The organism is Peristeroidobacter agariperforans (assembly GCF_004138335.1).
In the GTDB taxonomy this organism is placed as follows: domain Bacteria; phylum Pseudomonadota; class Gammaproteobacteria; order Steroidobacterales; family Steroidobacteraceae; genus Steroidobacter; species Steroidobacter agariperforans.
Genome location: NZ_RYFW01000001.1, coordinates 1,008,841 through 1,031,394, shown reverse-complemented (window position 1 = coordinate 1,031,394; position 22,554 = coordinate 1,008,841). Strand labels below are relative to the sequence as shown.

The 22,554-nt window shown below is 61.4% G+C and carries 24 protein-coding genes; 3 read left to right on the top strand and 21 right to left on the bottom strand.

Annotated features, from left to right (window positions below):
- Positions 1-2 precede the first annotated feature (2 nt).
- The 12 genes from EK373_RS04525 to EK373_RS04475 form a co-directional block, all read right to left on the bottom strand.
- Positions 3-1,295: a CpaF family protein gene (locus EK373_RS04525; RefSeq protein ID WP_129641536.1), complete on the bottom strand. Its 1,293-nt coding sequence runs from the start codon at positions 1,293-1,295 to the stop codon at positions 3-5.
- 25 nt (positions 1,296-1,320) lie between these two features.
- Positions 1,321-1,869, bottom strand: a complete 549-nt coding sequence (locus tag EK373_RS04520; protein WP_129641535.1) for a hypothetical protein — start codon at positions 1,867-1,869, stop codon at positions 1,321-1,323.
- Positions 1,866-2,060 (bottom strand): hypothetical protein, encoded by a 195-nt coding sequence (locus EK373_RS33310; protein ID WP_129641534.1) that lies wholly within the window; start codon positions 2,058-2,060, stop codon positions 1,866-1,868. Before EK373_RS33310 ends, EK373_RS04520 begins: the two co-directional genes overlap by 4 nt.
- A gap of 250 nt (positions 2,061-2,310) precedes the next feature.
- Entirely contained in the window at positions 2,311-3,462 is a 1,152-nt protein-coding gene (locus EK373_RS04510) for a hypothetical protein (RefSeq protein ID WP_157994215.1), read from the bottom strand.
- An 8-nt stretch (positions 3,463-3,470) separates the two neighbouring features.
- Positions 3,471-5,714, bottom strand: a complete 2,244-nt coding sequence (locus EK373_RS04505; RefSeq protein WP_129641532.1) for a TadE/TadG family type IV pilus assembly protein — start codon at positions 5,712-5,714, stop codon at positions 3,471-3,473.
- Between the two features lie 34 nt (positions 5,715-5,748).
- Positions 5,749-6,810: a type II and III secretion system protein family protein gene (locus EK373_RS04500; protein WP_129641531.1), complete on the bottom strand. Its 1,062-nt coding sequence runs from the start codon at positions 6,808-6,810 to the stop codon at positions 5,749-5,751.
- A 3-nt stretch (positions 6,811-6,813) separates the two neighbouring features.
- Positions 6,814-7,611 (bottom strand): Flp pilus assembly protein CpaB, encoded by a 798-nt coding sequence (gene cpaB, locus EK373_RS04495; RefSeq protein ID WP_157994214.1) that lies wholly within the window; start codon positions 7,609-7,611, stop codon positions 6,814-6,816.
- 26 nt (positions 7,612-7,637) lie between these two features.
- Positions 7,638-7,784, bottom strand: a complete 147-nt coding sequence (locus tag EK373_RS32985; protein ID WP_157994213.1) for a hypothetical protein — start codon at positions 7,782-7,784, stop codon at positions 7,638-7,640.
- Positions 7,781-8,476: a hypothetical protein gene (locus EK373_RS04490; RefSeq protein ID WP_129641529.1), complete on the bottom strand. Its 696-nt coding sequence runs from the start codon at positions 8,474-8,476 to the stop codon at positions 7,781-7,783. Before EK373_RS04490 ends, EK373_RS32985 begins: the two co-directional genes overlap by 4 nt.
- Positions 8,477-8,479: 3 nt before the next feature.
- Positions 8,480-9,280 (bottom strand): hypothetical protein, encoded by an 801-nt coding sequence (locus EK373_RS04485; protein WP_129641528.1) that lies wholly within the window; start codon positions 9,278-9,280, stop codon positions 8,480-8,482.
- Positions 9,281-9,282: 2 nt separating this feature from the next.
- Entirely contained in the window at positions 9,283-10,491 is a 1,209-nt protein-coding gene (locus EK373_RS04480; RefSeq protein WP_129641527.1) for a pilus assembly protein TadG-related protein, read from the bottom strand.
- Positions 10,478-10,771 (bottom strand): Flp family type IVb pilin, encoded by a 294-nt coding sequence (locus tag EK373_RS04475; protein ID WP_198683062.1) that lies wholly within the window; start codon positions 10,769-10,771, stop codon positions 10,478-10,480. The genes EK373_RS04480 and EK373_RS04475 overlap by 14 nt, the downstream gene beginning before the upstream one ends.
- A gap of 153 nt (positions 10,772-10,924) precedes the next feature.
- On the opposite strand from EK373_RS04475, the gene EK373_RS04470 reads away from it, so the two are divergent.
- Entirely contained in the window at positions 10,925-12,214 is a 1,290-nt protein-coding gene (locus EK373_RS04470) for a metal-dependent hydrolase family protein (protein WP_129641526.1), read from the top strand.
- 12 nt (positions 12,215-12,226) lie between these two features.
- On the opposite strand, the gene EK373_RS04465 is transcribed toward EK373_RS04470, so the two are convergent.
- Both EK373_RS04465 and ada read right to left on the bottom strand, forming a co-directional pair.
- Complete coding sequence (locus tag EK373_RS04465; RefSeq protein WP_129641525.1) at positions 12,227-13,075, bottom strand: dienelactone hydrolase family protein; 849 nt, start codon at positions 13,073-13,075, stop codon at positions 12,227-12,229.
- Positions 13,076-13,168: 93 nt separating this feature from the next.
- Positions 13,169-14,239, bottom strand: coding sequence for a bifunctional DNA-binding transcriptional regulator/O6-methylguanine-DNA methyltransferase Ada (gene ada, locus EK373_RS04460; RefSeq protein ID WP_129641524.1), 1,071 nt, complete (start codon positions 14,237-14,239; stop codon positions 13,169-13,171).
- 223 nt (positions 14,240-14,462) lie between these two features.
- Here ada and EK373_RS04455 point away from each other — a divergent pair, with 223 nt between their 5' ends.
- Positions 14,463-15,365 carry a c-type cytochrome gene (locus tag EK373_RS04455; RefSeq protein WP_129641523.1) on the top strand — a complete coding sequence of 301 codons (903 nt, stop codon included), beginning with the start codon at positions 14,463-14,465 and terminating at the stop codon, positions 15,363-15,365.
- Positions 15,366-15,375: 10 nt separating this feature from the next.
- On the opposite strand, the gene EK373_RS04450 is transcribed toward EK373_RS04455, so the two are convergent.
- The 7 genes from EK373_RS04450 to rpmH are packed head-to-tail and all read right to left on the bottom strand — an operon-like array spanning position 15,376 to position 20,767.
- Positions 15,376-16,461, bottom strand: coding sequence for a hypothetical protein (locus EK373_RS04450; protein WP_129641522.1), 1,086 nt, complete (start codon positions 16,459-16,461; stop codon positions 15,376-15,378).
- 56 nt (positions 16,462-16,517) lie between these two features.
- Complete coding sequence (locus tag EK373_RS04445; RefSeq protein WP_129641521.1) at positions 16,518-16,898, bottom strand: eCIS core domain-containing protein; 381 nt, start codon at positions 16,896-16,898, stop codon at positions 16,518-16,520.
- A gap of 14 nt (positions 16,899-16,912) precedes the next feature.
- Positions 16,913-18,274 carry a tRNA uridine-5-carboxymethylaminomethyl(34) synthesis GTPase MnmE gene (gene mnmE, locus EK373_RS04440; protein WP_129641520.1) on the bottom strand — a complete coding sequence of 454 codons (1,362 nt, stop codon included), beginning with the start codon at positions 18,272-18,274 and terminating at the stop codon, positions 16,913-16,915.
- Positions 18,275-18,288: 14 nt separating this feature from the next.
- Positions 18,289-20,004, bottom strand: coding sequence for a membrane protein insertase YidC (yidC, locus tag EK373_RS04435; RefSeq protein WP_129641519.1), 1,716 nt, complete (start codon positions 20,002-20,004; stop codon positions 18,289-18,291).
- Positions 19,997-20,239, bottom strand: coding sequence for a membrane protein insertion efficiency factor YidD (yidD, locus tag EK373_RS04430; RefSeq protein ID WP_129641518.1), 243 nt, complete (start codon positions 20,237-20,239; stop codon positions 19,997-19,999). Before yidD ends, yidC begins: the two co-directional genes overlap by 8 nt.
- Positions 20,224-20,694 (bottom strand): ribonuclease P protein component, encoded by a 471-nt coding sequence (rnpA, locus tag EK373_RS04425; protein ID WP_232831011.1) that lies wholly within the window; start codon positions 20,692-20,694, stop codon positions 20,224-20,226. The genes yidD and rnpA overlap by 16 nt, the downstream gene beginning before the upstream one ends.
- Positions 20,633-20,767 carry a 50S ribosomal protein L34 gene (gene rpmH, locus EK373_RS04420; RefSeq protein ID WP_116811218.1) on the bottom strand — a complete coding sequence of 45 codons (135 nt, stop codon included), beginning with the start codon at positions 20,765-20,767 and terminating at the stop codon, positions 20,633-20,635. Before rpmH ends, rnpA begins: the two co-directional genes overlap by 62 nt.
- 255 nt (positions 20,768-21,022) lie before the next feature.
- Between rpmH and dnaA the strand changes: the two genes are divergently transcribed.
- Positions 21,023-22,390, top strand: coding sequence for a chromosomal replication initiator protein DnaA (gene dnaA / locus EK373_RS04415; protein ID WP_129643323.1), 1,368 nt, complete (start codon positions 21,023-21,025; stop codon positions 22,388-22,390).
- Positions 22,391-22,554 lie beyond the last annotated feature (164 nt).

The following is a 22,554-nucleotide window of genomic DNA, read 5'->3' as shown; positions in this document are numbered from 1 at the left end:
GATCAACCAACGTCGGAAAAGATGCTTCGGTCGAGGCGTACACCGGCGTCGTCCAGGGCTTCGTAGAACGCCGGCGGCTGACCGCATCCTTGATGGCTCCCGACCACAGCTCCGTGCGCGCCGATGCCTTTTTGGCGAAAGTTGAACAATGGCTGCGTGAGTATCACGTCGCCTTCCAGGCCTTCGACAGCAACGATAGCCGTGACCCGCCGCCGTCCATCGCTGAATCGGGACAGCTGCACGATCACATCGACGGCTGAGGCGATCTGCTCGCGAATCGCACGCACCGGCAGTTCCATGCCGGCCATCAACACCATCACTTCCAGGCGCGACAGCAGATCTCGCGGTGAATTGGCATGTCCTGTGGTCAGCGAGCCATCGTGGCCCGTATTCATCGCCTGCAGCATGTCGAGCGCTTCGCCACCGCGGCACTCCCCGACGATGATGCGATCAGGTCGCATGCGAAGAGCGTTACGCACCAGATCACGAATCGTGACTTCCCCCCGACCTTCGACATTCGCCGGTCTGGCTTCAAGCGACAGCACATGCGGCTGCGCGAGCCGCAGTTCGGCCGCGTCTTCGATGGTGACGATGCGCTCGTTACTCGAAATGTATTCCGACAGTGCGTTCAGAAAGGTCGTCTTGCCGGTTCCGGTGCCACCCGAGACGATGATGTTCTTTCGATACTGGACGCAGACCTTCAGAAACTCGGCCATCGCTGCGGTGAGCGCGCCGATGTCCACCAGCTTCACCATGGAATAGCGCTGACCGGCGAAGCGCCGGATCGTCAGGATAGGGCCAATCAGCGATAGCGGCGGAATGATCGCGTTCACGCGCGAGCCGTCTGGCAATCGCCCATCGACCATGGGCACGCCTTCGTCGATGCGACGACCCAGTGGCGCAACGATCCTTTCGATGACGCGCATCAAGGATTCTGCGCTGATGAAGCGAGCGGGCACGGCGGACAGCAATCCGTCGCGCTCGACGTAAATTCTGTTCGGGCCGTTCACCATGACTTCGCTGATCGAGTCGTCGTGCAGGTACGGTTCGATAGGGCCGTAGCCCATGATCTCTGCGGCCATCTCCTGCACGAAGCCGTTGAACTCGATGCTCGGCGGCAGACGAATGGCGCCCGATGCAAGGATGGTCTCGATGGCCTGCTTTGCTTCGGCTCGCAGGTCCGTACCTGCGAGTGTGTTCAACGCTGTGCGCCGGAACAGATCCAGCTCACGCAGGATCATCGGCTGCAGTTGTTCCTTCAGGGCCGCTGACAACTCGGCGTGCGGTGTGCTCATCGTGCGCTCCTTCGCGGCTGCTGCGTCAATCGAGATAGCGAAGATGGGTCCAGGAGCGACGGATGTGCTCGGCGACGTGCGACAGCTTGCCCTTCAAGGTCACGACTTGCATCACGACCATCGGCTTGCCTTCGCGATGACCGCAGAAGACCCGGACGTCGACCGGTACGTTCTGGGCTTCGGCCTGGAAGGTGGCTTCGTAGCCGACGAGGTCGCCGTACTGCGAAGGGCTGATTTGCTCGGGCGGAAGCGTGCGATAACGAACCGCCATCTGATGCAGCACTCCGTGCGCGGCTGACTCGAGCTCATGAGGCGCGAACTTCAATACTGGCGCGATCGTCCAGCTCATGTGCGTCGGCGGATAAGTGAGTGCGGGCGTTTCAGCGGTGAATGTGAGTGAGTTGGTACTCTGCTTCAGCGCGGTTTCCCACTCCGGATCGTGCTCGGTCCAGATCTCGAGGTCCATTTCGGGAATGCGATGAATGTTCATGGGACGGCCGGCTCTGGTTCCTGCGATGGCGTCGATCGAGGTCATTGCGCATAGGGCGGCGATGAGCAGCGGTGTTCGCTTCATGGCTCGGCTCCGTGCGCTATCAGACCGATCAAGAATGTTGTCGTCGTTGCGATCAGGGCGCTCCAGTGATTCGTTCGTCTGAACGCGTCTCGCCAGTTCAGGCGTGACAGTATTAGAAACATTACTAGCCAGATGAGCGCGTACGAGAGCAGGAAGCGGCCGATGAGGTTGCCGAGCAGGTGGGCGGTCATGCGAATGGCCCCGCGATGAACTTCGCGCTGCGCACGCCTTTGGTTCGTGCGCGAGTTCGCTTGCAAGGTGGCTTGCTTTTGACCAGGCGGCTGCTTCGTTCGCAGACGTAACTTGTGCGACAACGGATGCTGGCTACGCAATGGCAATTGCGTGCGGATCTTGGATCTGCGTGGTGGGGTCGACGGTTTCGCGGTTTCATTGGCGTTCCTTGCCGTTGGTTCCTGTTTTGGGCGCGTGGTCGCGGTGCCGTTACGGTGGCGGCCGGTTCAGTGCCTGTTCCAGTGGCGTGTAGATCACGCGGAGCTGCTTCTCGGTGATGTTGGTGTGATCGGCCAATAGCTGGCGAACTTGGTGGACGGGCTCTTCCAAGCCAATGTGCCATTCAATCGGCACGCCGCCCGCTTTCGCTGCGGCTCGCACCTGGCGCTTCGCTTCGTTCAACACTGGACCGTCCCAGCCGCGGAAGCCCCATTCCTTTGGGTGTCTCTTCAGCCGTCGGAACAGCTTGGCATAGAGCAAGACTTTGCGGTCGGGGTCGTAGCCGTCGAAGTTGATGCAATGGACGGTGTACTTGCGATCCGCCGGCGCGCCGCTGATGAACTGCTCGTAGATCGTTTCCTCCTGGTCCGGCGGCCAGCCCTCGATGGCATACGTCGCGTCGTTCACCAAGCCGAATTCATCGAGCACGTCTCGCACTCGCTTGCCCGCTTCGACGTCGGCTGGATTGTTGGCGTCGGGCATGTGAGGGGTTGTTTCGATGAGAATGCCGTTGGCGAAGGGCTCGTGACGGATGTCGGGAGGGAGGCATTTCGAGAGATGAGGGAGGGGGAGGTAGAAGAGCCATTGGCCGGCGTAGGAGCCGCGATTGGCACCACGCACGCTTTGCTGAAACTGAGGGATGGATGCGCCACCGAAGCTGGCCGGCCAACTTGCTACTAAGATCTGCAGGATTTGGCGGAGCTGTCTGCTGTGCAAAGGCGCTGCCAGCTCCAGGACTGACGAAGTCGTTGGTTCATCGCTAGCAGATGTTCCTTGAAGTGCGAGATAGGCACCGCCCTCCTCAAGCGACAACATCGACTGCCCTTCCGCATCGGTCAAACCGTATGTTAGTGAGAAGCCGATTCTGGACAGCGACTGCGGGCCCAGCCTGCCCGAGTCAGTAAGGTGCAAGTAGTCTGAAAGATGAGCGTCGTCGAAAACCGAATCCGCAATCGCATGATCCATTTCGATGAGATTGGTTGGTAAGGCTTGTGCATCATTTTGGCCAATGATCCAGGATCGCTTGAACTCTGGGAGAATGTTTTCTAGCTCAGCTAGCACTACGCGGCTTTGATATTGATATTCCTGCAGCGTCATCGGTCGACGATAGGCAGCTGCTGTCCATATCAAGGCCTTGTCCATCGCACTACTCATCGGCTGGTGGCCTGAACATCAGAAATGGGTGTGTAGATCACGGTGATCCTTTGCCGAGCGCTGGCAGGCTGAATTCGCTCGTCGAGAATTGAGCCGATCCGCAAAGCCATCTCTTCGTCGACAACTCGCCATTCAATTGAGGACGCAGTAGCTCGCGTCGCATCTAGCTGCCGCCGCGCCTCGGTAACTAGCCCGTCCGCTAGTTGTCGTTTCAGTGGCTCATACCGACACTTGTCCCCCAACGGGCACTCCTGCGTCCAGTGCTTCGCATCCAACAACACATCGCGGTCCGCGTCGTAGCCGTCGAAGTTGACGCCGTTGACATTGTACTCAACGCCGCGGGGTGCGCCGGTGATCAACTCTTGATAGCGATAGGCATCAGTGTCGGGGCGGGTGATGGAGGACCAGGCGCCGGGACCGCCGTCGGTGGCGCCGATGGTGAAGTTGCTTGGGCTGCGAGGGATGGAATAGCGGACGCGGAGAGTGCACGTGGCGTTGTGCGCCCAAATGCGTTCGTCCCCGACGAAGTAACTGGCATCCTCCGCGACCGTAAAATTGAAAACCTGCAGCGACGCGTCGACGCGGCGGTTCTCGAGGACCAGCGTGTCGCCACCCGCAGTGGCAACCGGCGCGCCGAGTTCGATGTCGCGAACGGCGGTCCAGCCGCGGCCCTGCACCCACAACGGATGCTCTTCCGTAGCTGCAAACCGCGACGCTTCAGTCTCAACAACGTGATAAGAAGACGCGCGTCGCGTGAAGGCGTGAGTAACGAGCCGCGGGCGATCGAGATAGTCGCGCTCGCTGCGCGCACCCACCCAATCGCCAGGCGAGAGCGATTGAATGGGAACATCACGATCGCCGCTCCAAACTGAAGTGTCGGCGGCGAAGCTGGCGCAGCCGAGCTCACGCTTGGTCGCATCAGCTGCCGCATGAAGTCCAGCGCGACCGAAGCGGGCGAGCTTGGCCGCGAGCTTGAGCATGAACGCCGGGCTGACGTAGCTGCCCAACACGCGGCCGCGATCGAAGGCATCGCACTCGATGAGCTGGCTGAGGTCGTGACCCAGCGCGGCGCCGATGGTCTGGGCGGTGCCGACGGGGTCCTCCATGAAGGACATCGCCAGCTCATAAATGCCCCGCGCCGTTTCGATCGGATCGGTGATTGCAGCGACGAGGTCGCCGATCTGATCCCGCAGTCCTTCCCAGAACCCGCGGACAAATTCATAAGCGTCAGCGGCGAGACTGCGAAGCTCATCCCAAACGCGGCCGAGCGCACTTTGATCTTCAGCAACCGGCGGCGCATCAAGCTCAGTAGCCGTGCAAAGAGGCGGGTCATTGACAGTGCCCGAACTGCCGCCGCTGCCTTGATCATCTCCAGCGTCATCGTCCGCATCGCTCGGAGGCGGTGCATCTCCCTGACCGAAGCCGAAGAACCCGTCACCGAGCGAACTGCCTGCGTCATCTGCGGAAACCGGCGAGCTATCCGTACCCCCGGACGCACCTTCATCGTCGTTGTGACTTTCGCCACTGCCCGGTTCGCCAGCACCAGCAGCGAATCGTTCGACCTCGGGGAGATCCGCACGCGAAACCAGCAGCTCGCTAAAGCGCAGCGGACTTTGCATGCGCACGGTCGCCGTCGACGTGATCGGCAACCGAGTCCGACGCAGCAACTGCCGATGAAACGCATCGCTATCGTGCGTCAGCCCGAGCAGGCGCGAGATGAAGCCGCCGATCAGCGGAACCTTCAGCTCGTATCCATACGTAACCTCGACGCGCAGCAGGTTCGCGTCTTGAATGTTGAGTCCACCGCTGGCGCCCGGCTGCGTGTCACGCGCGTGGAGGCGATCGTTCGGCAGCTCACGAACACCGTCGGCGTCAACCGCGAGATCCTCGAACGCCTCACGCGTTGGGTTGAGGATGCGAATGCGTGCATCAGTGAGCAGTTGGCTTTCGAGCCGAGCAACCGACTCAGCGAGGCCTTGCAGCGAAGCGTCTGGTGAACTGAGCGGCGCCAGCCCCTGAGCGAGGCCGTGTCGAATAGCCGCGGGGGTCGCATTGGAAACAGCACCTGCGCGCGCCGCTTGCAAGGCCGCATGATTGAGCGTCGCCTTCGCCTGGTAGACGAAGCCGAACTGAATCAGCGCCAGAATGACGACGAGCAGCACCGGCAGCGCGATCGTCGCTTCGACGATTGCAGAGCCGTATTGCCGCCACGCGCGGCGGGTTGCTTTGGTCACATCCATGTGACGCTCTCGCTTCCTTGCGATCTTCAGTGATCTAGTCTTTCAAACGTGGCTCGAGTGCTTGGTCCGATTCGCGCTTGAGCCGGTCGAACCGTTGCACGGCTTCGCCAACGACATTCGAATCGGCGCTGATGATTTCTGGCGTAACCAGCACTACCAGCTCCGTCTCGCCGCGGCGGAACTGTCGCGACTTGAACAATTCGCCAATGACCGGCAGGGCGCCGAAGCCGGGAAGTTTCGTGACCGTTTTCGCGTCGTCCGCGCTGAACAGACCGGCGACGACCATCGGCTCGCCGGAGTGCACGTTCATTTCTGTATTGGTCTTGCGAGTCGCGAAGCCGGGAATGCCGAGCACGGAATTGGCTTTATCGACGCTGCTAACCTCGACACCGACCTTGGTGCGAATCAGCCCCGCTTCGTTGGCGAGCGGCTCGACATTGAGCAGGATGCCGAACTGCTTGAAGACGACGTTGAGCGCGCCGTCCTGGTTCTGAACGGGGATCGGCACTTCGCCGCCAACAACGAAGTCCGCCTGGCCGCCACTGATGCATGTCAGCGTTGGCTCGGCGAGCAAACGAGCGTCGCCGCGATTCGTGAGCAGATGAATGACCGAGTCGAGGCTGGATGTCAGATCCACACCGTTGTCCGTGCTGAACACGGGACCCGCGGCAACGTCGGCCCAATCGACGCCGATATCGCGCAGCGCCGACTTGCGAACTTCGATGAGCTTCGCCCTGATGAGAATCGTGGTCTCGGCTTGCAGGGCCGGCGCCGGTGTCGCGATGGGATCGACGATGCCGAGCACTTGCACGAGATAGGCCACGCTCGAGCCGTCACGAGCCCAGATGCGAAGATCGGTCGTGCCCGCTTTGCGCCCGAGCACCAGGATCTCCTGCGTGTCGTCCAGCACTTTGATGTCGATGGTCGCGCCGTCGCCGGCCGACACCCGCTTCGTGCCCGGTGAGCGAATCAACAGGCTTTGACCGACCGGCACCGAGAGAACGCCAACCGGTGCGTGCTGCAGGGCTTCCGTCGCCGGCGTGCCGAGCATCAGCGCGCTCATGAGCCAAGCGCCAACTACGAGACTGACGCTCATGATTCAAACTCCGCCCAGGATCACTTGGACGCGCAGCCGTGGCTTCGCAGGAACATCGGCCGTCTCGCCTCTCAGCAAGCTCGTTTTCGTGACACGGGCGATGCGCGTGATCGCCTGATCATTGGGCTGGCGAAGCGCCACCGTGATTCTTCCCGCTTCTTGCGCGAGTGTGATCTTGGCGGCGTCCGCGGGACTCACAGCTACAGTGATGGTTCGGAACGGACCTGACTGCAGTCGATCCGGCAGCGAATGTTCGTTGGCCTGGGTTCGCAAACCGGTCGCGATAACGGGCACCGAGAACAGCAATGGCAAAGTGACACTGTCGTTCGCGGCCGCGGTCGTGAAGAGCAGATCGATGCGATCGCCCGGCGCGAGCATCCCCGCAATCGAGGCCTCTTCATCGACCGGGAACGTCAGCGCCCGCATCCCCTCTGGAAGCTGCGCGGAGAAACCCGCGCCTGCGCCCTGAGCAAGATGCGAACCAAGAATCGTCTCGCCGCCTCGAACGGCGCGCGACAGCATCCGCCCGGCAATCTCACTCCATTGCTCCGAGCGCACCGCATCTGCGTGCAGGAATGTATTGGGGACTTCGCGAACTGCGACCGTTTGACTTGAAAGCACTGAGCCGGATGACAGGTCGGTCTTCGCAACGACGACGTTTATCAGTCGATACTGCTTTTGCAGTTGCTCGCGCTCTGCTTGCACTTCGCTGGCGATATAACCTTTGACGAAGTACGCCGCTCCGCCGCCAGCCGCGAGCGCGCCGCCCAGCATGAGTGTGGTGATCCAGATACCTTTCATTGCTCGTTCCTTGAGCGATTCGACCATCAGAACGGAATCATCAGGGCCCAGGAGAACTCATCGTGATGCTCGGCCAGCAACTCCAACGCGGCCTGCGCGCCTCGCCACAGCACCATCAATCCGGCGAGGATCGCGAGATACTCCGCTGTGCCCCAACCGCGCTGGCAGTTCATGACTTCTTCCAAGTGACAACGATTGCAGTAGTCGCAGGGCGAACTGCGTCAGGGATGATGACGAGCAGTGCCTGCTCTGCCTGACGCTGCGCTTCCAGTACGAAACCGCGATGGCTCTCTCGCGTCGGGCGCGTGTCGATAATGTTCCAGCCGTTGGTAATCAGGAGCTGCGAGAACGCCTGCGCTTCGATGTAAGGAGCGCGCTCGCTGTACAGGCTGATGTGCTCCGACTGCATCCCTGAGTCGTCGTACTGCTGTAGATTGACGATGCGAACTGTCGACGGCCGCGGGAAATCAGTCCTTAGCTCGAGCTTCGCGGGATCCAGCGCGGGGCTGACCAGGATGGTTCCCTCGCTTCCTGCTGAGGCTGCACGCGCTTGCACTGTGATGAAGTGCTCGCGCGATCTAAGCATCAGCACTTGCCAGGGTGAATTCGCCGAGCGACGCGCTTCATGACGGCCCGACGACTTCAGCTCGGATTCGTAGTGAGCAAGGACTGCGCCCGGCGAAAGCCGCGACTCAAAAGCCTTGAGCGACATCGGCAGGCCGTTCAGTCGCATGCTGCGAGCAATCCATTGCGTCGAGCCCTGAGGCGGAGCAGCGAGATCGGGCAGCGTTATGCGTTCGGCATTGGCCGGCAGCACCAACAAGATGAGAAGTACCACGACCATTCGGCTGGTGTTGATCAGCATGGCTCACTCGCGTTCGCGCTCGACGACGTACGCGGCCGGCAGCGCAGTGGAGCGAGGACGCAATTGCGGATCCCATCCATACTGACCTTCGCCATACAACGGGCCGCCCTTGCTCGGCGCTTGCATCGAGAGGACTCGTCCTGGGAGCTCGAGATCTTCGATCAGTTCGTTGGCCGTGATGCGGTCCACTCTTCGGCCGAATTCGTTTTCATCCCGCGGTGACCACGTGTCGCTCAGCAGAGAGCCCGTTGCACGTTGGATAAGTGGAGCAGAATTGCGACCTGCGAGCAGCGGTTGCATGTTTGCTTCAATCGTGGCGCTGGCGAAGGAGCGACGATTCAAATTGAGATCGTCCATCCGCAACGCATTGGCAGCCAGGCCGACCGGCCCAGTTCCGTGCGCCAACCCAGGCACTAACACGTACCCTGCGTCGACCGGAACTGTGTCGTTCGACGATTGCAGTGAGATGGCGCTTCCGACGGGTGAGGTCAGCATCGACTGACGGTAGTGCCGCCAGAATGAATTTCGCGACACGCCTTCCGAACGCAGCGAATCGATTGCAACCAGGCCGGTGCTGGAATCGCCAAACGAACGATCGAGCGCCTCAATCGTCACATCCGCTGCCGACTTCCCGGTGGCGCTCCACACGGTGCGCTCCCAAACCGAGTAACGAAGTGCGTCGAAGCTTTTATGTTTCAGATCGAGCTGCTTGCCGAGCAGCGCGATGCAGCCGAGGAACGGCGAGAGCACGGCCAAGGCGACGACAGTCTCTACCATGGCGTTGCCACGATTCGTGGAGCGCATGATCAGAAGCTCCACGTGACGGGCGCGAGCTTCGCTTCCCAGAACGGATTGAACAAGTTGGCGTACTCGTGCCGACGCTCACCCAACGACGCGAACGCCGAGCCGCGCGGCCGCCGAAACTCCACGCGAGCAACAGCGGCAACGGCCAAGGGTTGCGCCGTCGCGGTCATGCCGAGCAGATCGGCGGTTGCGACGTTCGTCTGAGCCTTGGTCGCAATCGCGGCGATGCGAAGAGAGGTGTCGCCAGGTGAACCCGCAACGTTGTAGTAAGCCGGCACGCCCGCGTAGTTCGAATCGAACTCACGCGCACTTGCAGTGCTGACTCGATCGCCGATTCGTTGCCACCTGTGCCAGCCGAACACGCCGCGAGTGCGAAACTGCATCTGATCCTCCGCACGCCAGTCGGCCAAGTTCGCATTTTGATTGACCGACGTGGCGCCGCGCTTGCGCAGCTGGACCGCTAGCAGGTTCTCTCGCCAGCCACGCTCACCGATCACCCAACGCTGCAGATCGGAGTTGCCGCGAAGGCTTGCATTCACCAGTTGCTGCAAGGAGTTGCTATCACGGGTTGCTGTGTAGCGCTGTATGAACGCTGGTATAGCCGCCGATTGCGTCATCAGCTGTGCTTCGAGCAGCGGCTGCAATTCGCCCGGCATGCGCGCTAGAGCATCGCCGTCGTTGATGCGAATACGCGGATCGTAGGTACGACCCGTCTGCTCCATCAGGCTCTGCACATTGCGGAAGGCGAGCGAAGCATGTGCTTCCGCCTGCGCGGCGCGAATGTTTGCACTCCACGCATCGATGGCGGGGACCGTGATCTCCGCCGCTTGCTCGGTCGCGTCACGCACCTGAGCGGAGATCTGCTCGGCCAGGTCGACATACTGGCCCACGTATGGAATCCACTGCGTGACCCGGTCGATCGCTGAGATTGAGTCGTTGATATATCGCACCCAGCTCACATATGAGATGAAGTGCCCGACGGCGACGTGATTGGCAACCATGGCTCGATTCGCATAAGCGATGAAGTTGAGATGGCGTGCAGTCCACACCGCACCGCTATACGCTGCGGCGTCCGCAGCGTTCGCGACCTGCGATCGTTCCGTGACCTTCTGTCCGGTGTTGAACATCACGGCGAGCACTGCGCTGCTGATGAGCACACCGAACAGCGCGACCGGCGCGATCTGCCCGCAGTGACGGTTACTGAGCCGCATTGGTTTGCTGGTTGTAAGTGGAGAGGCTGTCTGCCTGAGCCGCGCGGTTCTGAGCAGTCGTCGCGGAGGCCTGCGCGTCGGTGATGTCTTGGGTGGCCGATTGGCCCGCCATTTCGCGGCTCATGCCGGCCATTTGGTTTTGCAGCACATCGCCGAACGCTGCGAACAAGCCGATGCCGGCTACCGCCACGAGCGCGGTGATGATGATGTATTCGCTCATTCCCTGGCCGCGCTGTGCACTGCGCGCGTGCGCCATCGACTTCATGCGCTTGCTATCCATTGCAGATCTCCGTGGGTTGGTGGCGACACAGTAATTGCGCGGGGCTGGCGAAAAACGCCAAATAAATGCGCATTCGTCGAGAAATAGCCGCGCTGTTTTCCTTTGAAACGTGAGCGAGTATCGTGCGGCACCATCAAAGATCGGGAGGACGCGATGCGTTTAGCAGTGAAGTTGGCGTTGGGATTGGCTGCCCTCGTCGGTTCGGCGCAAGCCGCCGAGCCCAATCAGCCCATCGTGCTGAAAGCGGCTTATCTGTTCGACAGCAAGTCGGGCAATCTCACGAACGGCGGCGCCGTGCTCGTGGAAGGCGACAAGATCAAAGCGCTCGGCTCACAGGCCGCGCCGGCCAATGCGAAGGTGATCGATCTCGGCGACGCGACGCTGCTGCCGGGCTTTATCGATGCTCACACGCACATCACCAACGAAGGCCATGACGATTTCTACAAGGGCTTCCACGCGGACATGTATCGGTTCGCCGCCGAGCAGTCCTTCTACGCCGCGATCTACGCAAAGCGCACTATCGAGGCCGGCTTCACCACCGTGCGCAATGTGGGCGCGGGTGAGTTTGTCGACGTGGGTTTGCGTAATGCCGTCAACGCTGGCTTGACGCCGGGCCCAACCATTCTGACGGCAGTCCACTCGGTGGGCTCCACCGGCGGTCACTGCGATCAGGGTCCGTTCCCGCCCGATCGCATCGCGCCGCTCGGCGTGATGGACGGTGTATGCAATGGCGCCGACGAGTGCCGCGCGGCCGTGCGCTATCAGCTGAAGTGGGGCGCTGACGTGATCAAGATCTGCTCGTCCGGCGGCGTGCTCTCAGAAGCCGATCCAGTGGATGTGCCGCAGCTCACGCCCGACGAGTTGAACGCGATCATGTCGGAAGCTCACGCGTGGAAGAGGAAAGTGGCGGCGCACGCGCACGGCGATCTCGCTGCTCGTCAGGCCGTCGAAGCCGGCGTGGATTCCATCGAGCACGGCAGCTTCCTCAGCGATGAGACGCTGAAGCTGATGAAGGCGAAGGGCACTTACCTGGTGCCGACGCGGTTGGCGGTCTGGTGGGTGAACCAGGTGGCCGATAAGTTCCCGCCGGCGATTGCAGCCAAGGCTCGCGCGACCTTGCATGAGCACGAGCGCATGTTCCGCTCGGCGATGAAGATCGGTGTGCCGATTGCGTTCGGCACCGACTCGGGTGTGTCACCTCACGGCATGAACGCCAAGGAGTTCAAGCTGCTGACGGACATCGGCATGCAGCCGGCCGCGGCGCTGATCTCGGGCACGCGTGAGTCAGCCAAGTTGCTGGGCATTGCCGACCAGGTAGGCACGCTGGAAGCGGGCAAGATCGCCGACATCGTCGCGGTCAAAGGCAATGTGTTGAACAACATCGCCGCGACCGAAGCGCCCGTGTTCGTGATGAGGCACGGCGTGGTGGTGAAGCAGCCGTAACGAAACGCTGGCTCAACTGAAGCGGCTGGCGAGGAATTCTTGCCAGCGCTTCCTCGCCAGCATCTGATAGCCCTTGTCGAAGTTCGGCGACGAGGACTGGTAGAAGCCTGGGCCGGCGCCTCCATATAAATAGAGCTCGCGCCGGTCCGGGTCGACCGCGACGAACCGCCCCAGCCAATTCAGTTGCTCGCGAGGGATGGCCGGATCCGCGGTGCCGGCGTGAAACTGCACCGGCACATTCAATCGCGCCAGCAATGTGATCAAGTCCGGCCGGGGATCGGTCTGGGATTTCTCGCTGGCTTCGATCGGCGTGTACAGGGTGATCACGCCGACCACGCCGAGCGGATCGTTCAGCGCCATCCGTAACGCCGTATAGCCCGCCGAGCCGAATCCCACAATCACGACAGGATTAGCGTTCGGCATGCTGCCATTCAACGTCACGATGCCGGCGCGCACGTCGCTCTGAACATCGCGACTGAAGGCCTCGCTCAGCATCGCATCGGGGTGAGTGGAAATCTTGGCGGTGCCCCGCTCGGCGCAGTCGATGATCAGCGCGACGTATCCGGTGCGCGCGACCTCGCGCGCCATCTCTTGCAGTTCCTTGGGGATTCCGGGGCTGTCGTGAAGAAGGACGACAGTAGTGCGGTTGTCCGCGCCCATGGGAGTCGCGACGTACGCGGGCAACAGAGTTCCGGCGTTATCGACGGTGAGCCCGCGGGCCTCGATGTCCCACACTCGAGTAGCGGCATCGGCAACCGCCGTCGCGCCGAGCGCCGACGCGGCGGTCAGTTGCAGGGCCGTGGCGAGGAACTCCCTTCGCGTTGCTGGTGGCTCATCTTCGTCTAAACATCCCAGGCACATACCGCCTCCCGCAGCATGCTCGTCGCATGCGCGCTCATTATCAGCACGAGAGGCGAGTGCGCAAGAATGTGGCCCGAAGATGTGAACTGCCGCTCACCGCTTGCTCGCCGCGCGTTCCGTATCGAGCAACACCCGCTTGCGCTGCATGCCCCAGCGATAACCGCCCAGCTCGCCGGTCCCGCGCACGACACGATGACACGGAATCAAGAGCGCAACTGAATTGGTGGCACACGCCTTCGCAACCGCTCGCGCCGCGCTGGGTTTGCCGATAGCAGCCGCGACTTCCGAGTACGATCGGACTTCGCCGTACGGCACCTTCTGCAAGTAGCGCCATACGATCAGCTGGAACGCCGTGCCTCGCACGTCCAGCGGCAGATCCAGCCGCGGCTCGAGGCCTCGGAGGTGCCGATTGAGCGCGCCCATCCACGACTCGAACTCGGTCCGCGAGCTGTCCGGCATCGGTTGCACGGTAGCGGCCGAGAATTGCAACCGCAGATCGTCGAGCAGCGCTTGATCGCTGTCGCCAAACTGCAGGAAACAAATGCCGCGATCGGTTGCGCCGATCATCATCAATCCCAGCGGCGTCTGGCCGCTCGCATAGGAGATGGTCAGCCCTTTACCGCCGCTGCGATATTCACTCGGCGTCATGCCGAGCTGGCCGTCGGCCTTCTCGTAGACGCGGCTGCCGGAGCCGAAGCCCGCTTGATAAATCGCATCTGCCACAGGGGCTTCGTTGCGCAGTTCCTTCTTCAGCATGCGAACGCGCGCGGCCGTCTGATACTCCTTCGGGCTGCTGCCCATGATGGCCTTGAAGCTACGCTGCAGATGGAACGGGCTGTAGCCGGAACGCCTGGCGAGTTGTTCCAGGCTGAGCTTGCTGTCCGGCGCGGCCTCGATTTGCCGGGCCAGCTCGTGCACTACCTGAGTCAACACATTCGCCGACGCGCCCGTCGGGCGACATCGTTTGCAGGGTCGCAATCCGGCGCGCTCCGCTGCTTCGGGCGTTTCGAAGAAACGAACGTTCTTGCGCAACGGGCGGCGTGAATTGCAGGAGGGCCGGCAGTACACGCCGGTGGTCATGACGCCGTAGAAAAACTCACCGTCGCGGCTCGCGTCACGGCCCTGCACGGCGCTCCACAACTCCTCATCTTTGGCATTCGACATGGCGGTTCTCCTCTTTGCCTGGGTCGCAGTTTTGCGCGCGGCCCGCTCGGAAGATTCCCGCCTCTTGCTGTGCAATTTTTTGGACTGGCGCTTGGTCATGTCAGCTGCCCGCAGTGTAGCCCGCCCCTGGCGAAAGTGAGCATTGCGCATGGCTCTTCAGGGCCAGTGTTGGCTGCCCGTTGGTACGCTGTAATCGAGCCTTCGATATGCAGAATACGCCGCCATGAACAAGCTCATGAAAATCGTCGGGGGCTCGCTGGTAGTGCTGGCGGCAGGTGCTGGTATTGCGGCTGGCGCTGCGGTGTGGCTCAGCGAGCGCAAGATGCACCGGGTCGTCGATGTGCAGAGGGCATCGACGAGTTTCGCAACCTTCGATGCGAGCCTGGAACGCGGCGAATATCTCTTCGTCACCCGTGGCTGCTCGGAATGTCATGGCGAGCGCGGCGAAGGCAAAGTGATGATCGACGATCAAAAGGCGGGGTTCTATGTTCACTCGCCGAACATCACTCGCGGCGGCGGTGGAGCGGCCGCAACCTACACCGATACCGACTGGGTTGCGCTACTCCGGCACGGTGTGAAGCCGAACGGCGCTCCGGCTTTCATCATGCCGAGTGAAGACTACGCGCAGATGGCGGACGAAGACGTAGCTGCGCTAGTGACCTACATTCGAGGCATGGCGCCCTCGGCCGAGCGTAAGGTGGAGATTCGTCTGCCGCTCATGATGAAGGCTTTGTACGCCTTTGGCGTATTCAAGGACGCCGCGGAGAAGATCGATCACACCAAGCCCGCGCCAGCCCGGGTGCCGAACGATATGCACGCGCAGGGCGAGTACATCTCCAAAACATGTATCGGATGTCACGGGCAGGGTTATGCGGGTGGCCAGATCCCCGGTGCTCCGCCGACCTGGCCGGCTGCGGCGAATCTCACAGCGGCGGCGGACGGCGCAATGACTCGTTACACGTCGGTCGAGCAGTTCCGTCAGATGATGCGAACAGGCAAGCGCGCCGACGGCACCAGCATCGGCGTGATGCCTTTCGAAAGTCTGCGCGCGATGAGCGATGCGGAACTCGATGCGCTGTTCGGGTTCTTGAAGACCCTGCAGCCCAAGGCTTCCGGCACTCGCTGATTGGCGTCCGTTATTGACCGGCGGCGACTTTCTTGTAGCCCGCCGGTGGCTCGAAGGACTGCGGATCGACCTTGTCCGTACTGACGGACACGAGCTCGGTGCTCATCCCCATCAAGGAGAAGAGGCCGCCCGGCAACTGCGCAGGTGGCGCTGCCGCTTCGGGCGCGGCCGCGGCTTTTTTCTTTCCAAACATGCCGCCCAACGCGCCACCCAGCGCTTCGCCGAGACCTGCCGGTGAAGCTGTGCTCGGCTGTTGACCGCCGGCTTGCATCTCCTGAGTGCTTTGGCACTGCGGGCCGCCCACGCCCAGACCGAAGCTCAACTTGACCGGGTAGCCTTTCACGTCGCGCATCTTGTTCGAGACTTCGCCCCACAGGCCCTGGTATCGCCCGAACATGGACTCCGCGCGCTCGGCGAAATCACGCGAACCCGCGGTGGCCAATCCCATCTTTTGTGCGAAGGCCAGCTGATACGCCTGCGCTTCTTCGGACGCCTTGAAATCGGGCGCGACCCACTGATCGAGGACCAAACCGAAATCGCAGACCTGACCGGTCTTTTTATCTTTGCAGGATTGGGTTGCGGTGACCGTCACTCGCTCGGCCTGATAACCCGCGATGTCGGCTTTCTCGCCCGAGCGGATGACCTCGCCTTTTGGTTCGGACCATTCGCACTGTGAGTCATCGACGCCCGAAGTCCCGCGTTGCTGTGCCGCCTGCGCCTCCTGCATCTGCTGCGACACCTTCTCCATCTGGGCGCGGGTCTCTGCAAAGGTGGTTTCGGTATAGGTCTTCTTCTTATCGTCCACCGAATACATCTTGTCCTGATCCAACCGAACAATCTCGGTGGAATCGCCAATACCGCGCGCGAAGGTGCGCATCAAGCCAGATTCGAACTGCAAGTTGCTGTCGGTGCGGGCCCGTTGGCCCGAAATCGACGTGGTCGTCGTGCCGTTCATGTTGGCCATCTTCATCAACCCGGCGCCGCTGATACTCATGCGCTCGGTGATGATTACGTCGGCCTGCGCCGTGGCGCTCAGAATCGCGGCGAGGGCGCCTGCCAGAAGGGCGCGCGTAGGAATTGTTCTGAACGTTTGCATCGTAACCTCCATCTCCAGCACCGGAGCGCTCGAAGGTAACTAACGCAATCCTCCGCTCATTCCTGCCACTTTTGCAATCGCGAGTTCAGCGCACGCCAGTGCGCCGCCGCAAACGCCCTCGCTTCAATTTCGTAACAGTTATGCCAGTAGCCCATTCGCGCCGACTCCTTCAGGTATTTCCAGATCGTGAGCCGCCGGGTCTGCCACTGCCGCAGCACATGGAAATACTCGTGCAGGATCAGCTCGGGATCGTTCCAAAAATCGTTCGCTGAACCGCGAAGCAAGATGCGCCCGCGTCGCGTGGTCGCGCGTGCGCCGAGGTGCATGCGTGCGTAGAAAGAATTTTCTATGACTCTGATGTGATCGACCGATTCCCCGAAGATCTCGCGGAGCGCGGTGGCGATCGGGGCGGGGATGGAGGAACGATGGCCCAACATTTGGCCGCCGCTCGCTACTTGCCGATGCAGAACGTCGTGAAGATGCGGCCGAGCAAATCATCCGGCGTGAACTCGCCGGTGATTTCGCCGAGACATTGTTGAGCCTGGCGGAGCTCTTCGGCCATCAATTCGCCGGCGCGCTTTTCCATGAGCTGGCGTTGCGCTTCATTCAAATGAGCGTAGGCGCGATCGAGCGCATCGAGATGGCGGCGGCGGGCGGAGATGGTGCTGGTGCCGGCGCCTTGGAATCCCATGCACTCTTTTAAATGTTCGCGAAGCAGATCGATGCCTTCGCCGGTCGTCGCGGATACATGCAGCCGCGGCGGTTGGGATTGTTCGTAACGAGACTGCGCCTGCGCGAGATCGATCTTGTTCAGTACGACGGTCACGGGAATTTCCGCGGGCAAGCCGGCGAGCTCGGCGGCCATGCTCTCGTCGTCGAGAGCGCGAGTCGCATCGATGACATAAAGAATGCGGTCGGCGCGAGTCATTTCGTTTCGGGCGCGGCGGATGCCTTCGGCTTCGACGACATCGGCGTCTTCACGAAGGCCGGCGGTGTCGGCGATGTGCAGCGGCATGCCATCGATATGAATACGTTCGCGGAGCACGTCGCGAGTGGTGCCGGGGATGTCAGTCACGATGGCGGCTTCGTAACCGGCGAGGCGGTTCAGCAAGCTCGACTTGCCGGCGTTCGGGCGGCCAGCGATTACGACGGTCATGCCTTCGCGAAGCAGTGCGCCTTGTTGAGCCTTCGCGGTGATCTGTTCGCAGAGATCGATGGTCGAAGCGATGCGCTCGTGCAGAACGTTGTCGGCGAGGAAATCGACTTCCTCTTCGGGAAAGTCGATCGCGGCTTCCACGTGCATGCGTGTTTCGGTCACCGCTTCGGTCAGCGAATGAACCGCGACAGAGAACTCACCTTGTAACGATCGGAGCGCCGCGCGCGCAGCCTGACTCGAGCCGCTGTCGATCAGATCGGCGATGGCTTCAGCCTGTGTCAGATCGATCTTGTCGTTTAGAAATGCTCGCTGCGTGAACTCCCCTGGCTGCGCGACACGCGCGCCGAGACCGAGCACTCGAGCGAGCAACATATCCATGACGACCGGTCCGCCGTGGCCGTGCAGTTCCAAAACATCTTCGCCGGTAAATGAGTTCGGCGCCGGGAAATACAGGGCGAGGCCGCCGTCGAGCATTTCCCCGTCGGCGTCACGAAAGATGCGCAGGGATGCGTGCCGTGGCTCGGGAAGCTCGCCGAGCACTGCGGACGCGATGGTTGGAACGAGCCGGCCCGAAATTCGCACCATCCCGACGCCACCGCGACCCGGCGGCGTTGCGATCGCCGCGATGGTGTCAGTGTCGCCGGGACGGGTCGTCATCTCGATCGACCGGGTCAGCTCCGGTCTTTCTCTTTCTTATCTTCCGCCGCGACCAGCTTGTTGATGCGCCACTGCTGGGCGATCGACAGCAAGGTGTTGGTCAACCAGTACAGCACCAGGCCGGCCGGGAACCAGGCCATGGTGACCGACATGATGATGGGCATGAACATGAAGATCTTGGCCTGCACCGGATCCGTGCTCGGCATCGGTTGCAGCTTGAACTGCGCGAACATCGCACCGGCCATCAGGATCGGCAGAATGAAGTACGGATCGCGCGAGCTCAGGTCGGTGATCCAGCCGAGGAACGGCGCTTGCCGCATCTCGACGCTTTCCAGCAGCACCCAGTAGAAGGCCAGGAAGAACGGAATCTGGATCAGGATGGGCAGACAGCCGGCGAGCGGATTGATCTTCTCTTTCTTATAGATCTCCATCATCTGACGGCCGAGTTGTTCGCGGTCGTCTTTGTAGCGTTCCTGAATCGCTTTGATGCGCGGGCCGAGGTTGCGCATCTTCGCCATGGAGCGGCCGCTCGCCGCGGTCAGCTTGTAGAAGGCGAGTTTGATGAGGAACGTGACGATGATGATCGCCCAGCCCCAGTTGCCGACCAGGCCGTACACGAACTCGAGCACGGTGAACAACGGCTGGGAAATGATGGTCAGCTTGCCGTAATCGGCCACCAGCTCCAGACGCGGGCCAGCTTTGGCCAGCTGTTCCTGCAGCTTCGGACCGACGAACAACGTTTCATTGAAGGTGTGCTTGCCACCGGCCGGCACCGCTGCGAGCGGACCGCGATAAGACAGCACGAAATCGTTATCGGAATCGAGGCTCAGCTGATAGTCGTAGGTCGCACCGACCGGCGGCACGGCAGCCGCAACGAAGTGGTGTTGGAGGGCAGCCATCCAGCCGCCGGCAAACGTGCCTTTGAAGGCGCGATCGTCCTCGTCTTCGATATTCAGCTTGCGATACGCCTTGCCATCGAAGATCGCCGGGCCGCGATAGGCATACGTCTCGACGTTGAAGTACGAACGCTCGACGTGTTCGTAATGACGAATCAGCTGCACATACGAAGCAGCTCGGTATTCGGCGCCCGACTGGTTATCGACGTCGTAGCTCAGGTCGACCTGATAGCTGCCCGGCTTGAACTTGAACGTCTTGGTGACCGTGACGCCCTGGCCGTCGGTCCAGGTCAGCGGCACGACCAGTTCTTTCTGCCCGACCTCTAATTTGTATTGGTTCGATGCGGCTTGATAGCTGACTTGATGCGTCGGCTCGGCGCGGTTGTCGGCTGCTCGCAAACCAGAACGCGCTACATACAGCGGCGGATTCGCAGTGAACAGGCGCACCGGCACATCCGGGCGATTCTTCTGCACGGGATATTTCAGCAGGTCGGCGCGAATCAGCTCGCCGCCGCGAGTGCTGATATCCATCGAGAGCACGTCGGTGACAACGCGAATGACGGGCGCGGTGCCTGCGATGGTCTCGTTGTTGCTCTGATTTACGGTTGCGGCCGATGTGCCGCTCGCCGAAACCGGCGGTGCGGTCGGATCGCTCGACGGCAACTCCGGCAACGTATCGTTCGCTTTCGGGGCAGCGCCGTTTGCAGACTGCGTTTGGCTGGCCGCAGTGCTGGCCGGCGCGGGCGCAGGAGCGTAGTCCTTCTGCCAGGCCATGAAGTTGAGGTACAGGACCAGCGCGAGCGCGGCCCAGATGAATACGCGTTGGTTATCCATGAGGAACCGGCTTGGTATTGTGAGGAGGTGGCACCGGGTCGTAGCCGCCTTCGTTCCAGGGGTGACACCGCATCAGGCGGCGCACCGTCAGATAAGTTCCGCGAGCCGCGCCGTGTTGTTGCAAGGCTTCTTCGGCGTAGCAGGAACAGCTTGGGTAGAAGCGGCAGGTCGGCCCAAGCATCGGACTGATCAAGTAACGATAGGCGCGAACGGCGGCGGTCAGGATGGCGCGCATTGCTTTACAACCGTGCGCCAATGCTTTTCCAGGCTGCGAACGATGACGGCATTGTCCGCATCGCGAGCACCGGAGCGCGCATTGACGACGATGTCCACCGCAGGCAGTTCATGCTGATGCTGACGAAACGATTCCCTGACCAGACGCTTGATGCGGTTACGCCGCACGGCGTTTCCGATAGTGCGTGCGGCAATCGATAATCCAAGTCTCGGAATCGAACCGCCGCTGTTCCGAGTAAGGACTGCGAAACAGGCGTCGGTGGAGCGGCGTGAATCCCGGTAGACGCGATCGAATTCGGATTTATGCCGGAGACGTTGCGCCGGTTGAAAGCGTCGGGCCGGGGCTGGCAAGTCTGGGGTCGGACGAGTGCGAGCGCCGCTGCGATCGACGCTGTTAAACGGTAAGGCGCTTGCGGCCCTTGGCGCGGCGACGAGCCAGCACCTGGCGACCAGCACGGGTGGCCATGCGCGCGCGGAAACCATGGGTGCGCTGACGGTGAACTTTGCTGGGTTGGTAAGTACGCTTCATGCGGGCATCTCAACGATGTCGTAACTTGGGCTCGGGCCAGAAATCGCGCTAAAACAAGTACATGCTGGCGCGCGTAGAGGGGCGGCAAGACTACGCACCACCCCCCTCACTGTCAAGCGCGAGAGTGCCTTTCGACGCACAAAATTCGCGGCGACTGCCTGTGGATAACTGCCTGTCCAACGGTATAGACTCGCCGCCTCTCGCGTTGACCTGGCGCAGAACAATTCTTTCTTGATTCGATTAGGGGACGAAACCGTGCAGGGTTCGTTGTGGCGCCGCTGTCTCGCGCAATTGGAAGTGGAATTGCCGGAGCAGCAGTTCAATACGTGGATCCGGCCACTGCAGGCCGTGGAGGACGGACGGACCTTGCGCCTGCTCGCGCCGAACCGTTTCGTCGTCGACTGGGTGAACGAGAACGTCGCTGGCCGGATCACCGAGCTGGTCGATGCGGTGGGCGAGGAGCCCACGCCGGCGGTCGTGCTGGAAGTTGGCTCTCGACCGGCAGCTCCGGCGATGACGATCAACACTCATCAGCCTGCCGCTGCTGCGCGCGCCCCTGCCTTCATCGCTCCCGCTCCGGTGCGCGATATCCCAACCGTGCTGGGCAGCCGGCTCAATCCCGATTTCACCTTCGCGAACTTCGTCGAAGGTAAGAGCAATCAGCTCGGCCGCGCCGCGGCTTTCCAGGTGGCCGAGAATCCCGGCCGTGCTTACAACCCGCTGTTCATCTATGGCGGCGTGGGTCTGGGCAAGACGCACCTGATGCACGCGGTCGGCAACATGATCAGAGCTCGTAACGAGCATGCCCGGGTCGCCTATGTGCACTCGGAGCGATTCGTCGGCGACATGGTGAAAGCGCTTCAGCACAACACCATCAACGACTTCAAAACCGCCTATCGCTCGCTCGATGCCCTGCTGATCGACGACATCCAGTTTTTCGCCGGCAAGGATCGTTCGCAGGAAGAGTTCTTCCACACCTTCAACGCGCTGTTCGAAGGCCAGCAGCAGATCATCATGACCTGCGACCGCTATCCCAAGGAGCTCGACGGTCTGGAAGAGCGGCTCAAGTCGCGCTTCGGCTGGGGATTGACGGTGGCCATCGAGCCGCCGGAGCTGGAAACCTGCGTGGCCATTCTCATGAGCAAGGCCGCTCAGACCCGCGTCGATTTGCCGGACGAAGTGGCGTTCTTCATTGCCAAGCGCATCCGCTCCAACGTGCGTGAGCTCGAGGGTGCCCTGCGTCGCGTGGTGGCGAACTCGCAATTCACCGGCCGCGCGATCACCATGGAGTTCGCGAAAGAGTCGTTGCGCGATCTGCTGGCCTCCCAAGATCGCATGGTGACCATCGAGAACATTCAGAAGACCGTCGCGGAATACTTCAAAATCCGCGTAGCCGATCTTCTGTCGAAGCGTCGCAGCCGCTCGATCGCTCGACCGCGGCAAGTCGCGATGGCGCTGGCCAAAGAGTTGACCAGTCATAGCTTGCCGGAGATCGGCGATGCGTTTGGCGGCCGCGATCACACGACGGTGCTGCACGCTTGCCGGGTGATCAAAGAGCTCAGGGAGTCGAATACGCGCACCAGCGAGGACTACTCAAACCTGTTGAGAACCCTGGCTGGATGACTGTGGATAATTTGTGAGTTGCACGTGGGCCTTATTTATCCACAACCAGCACACAGTTTCGATACAAGCTCAGGCGAAGTTAGAAGATGAGTTTTGAGGATGACAAACGATTGATGGGACTCGTAAAAAGCGGGTTATACACAGCGTCGTGCGTCCTTCATAAT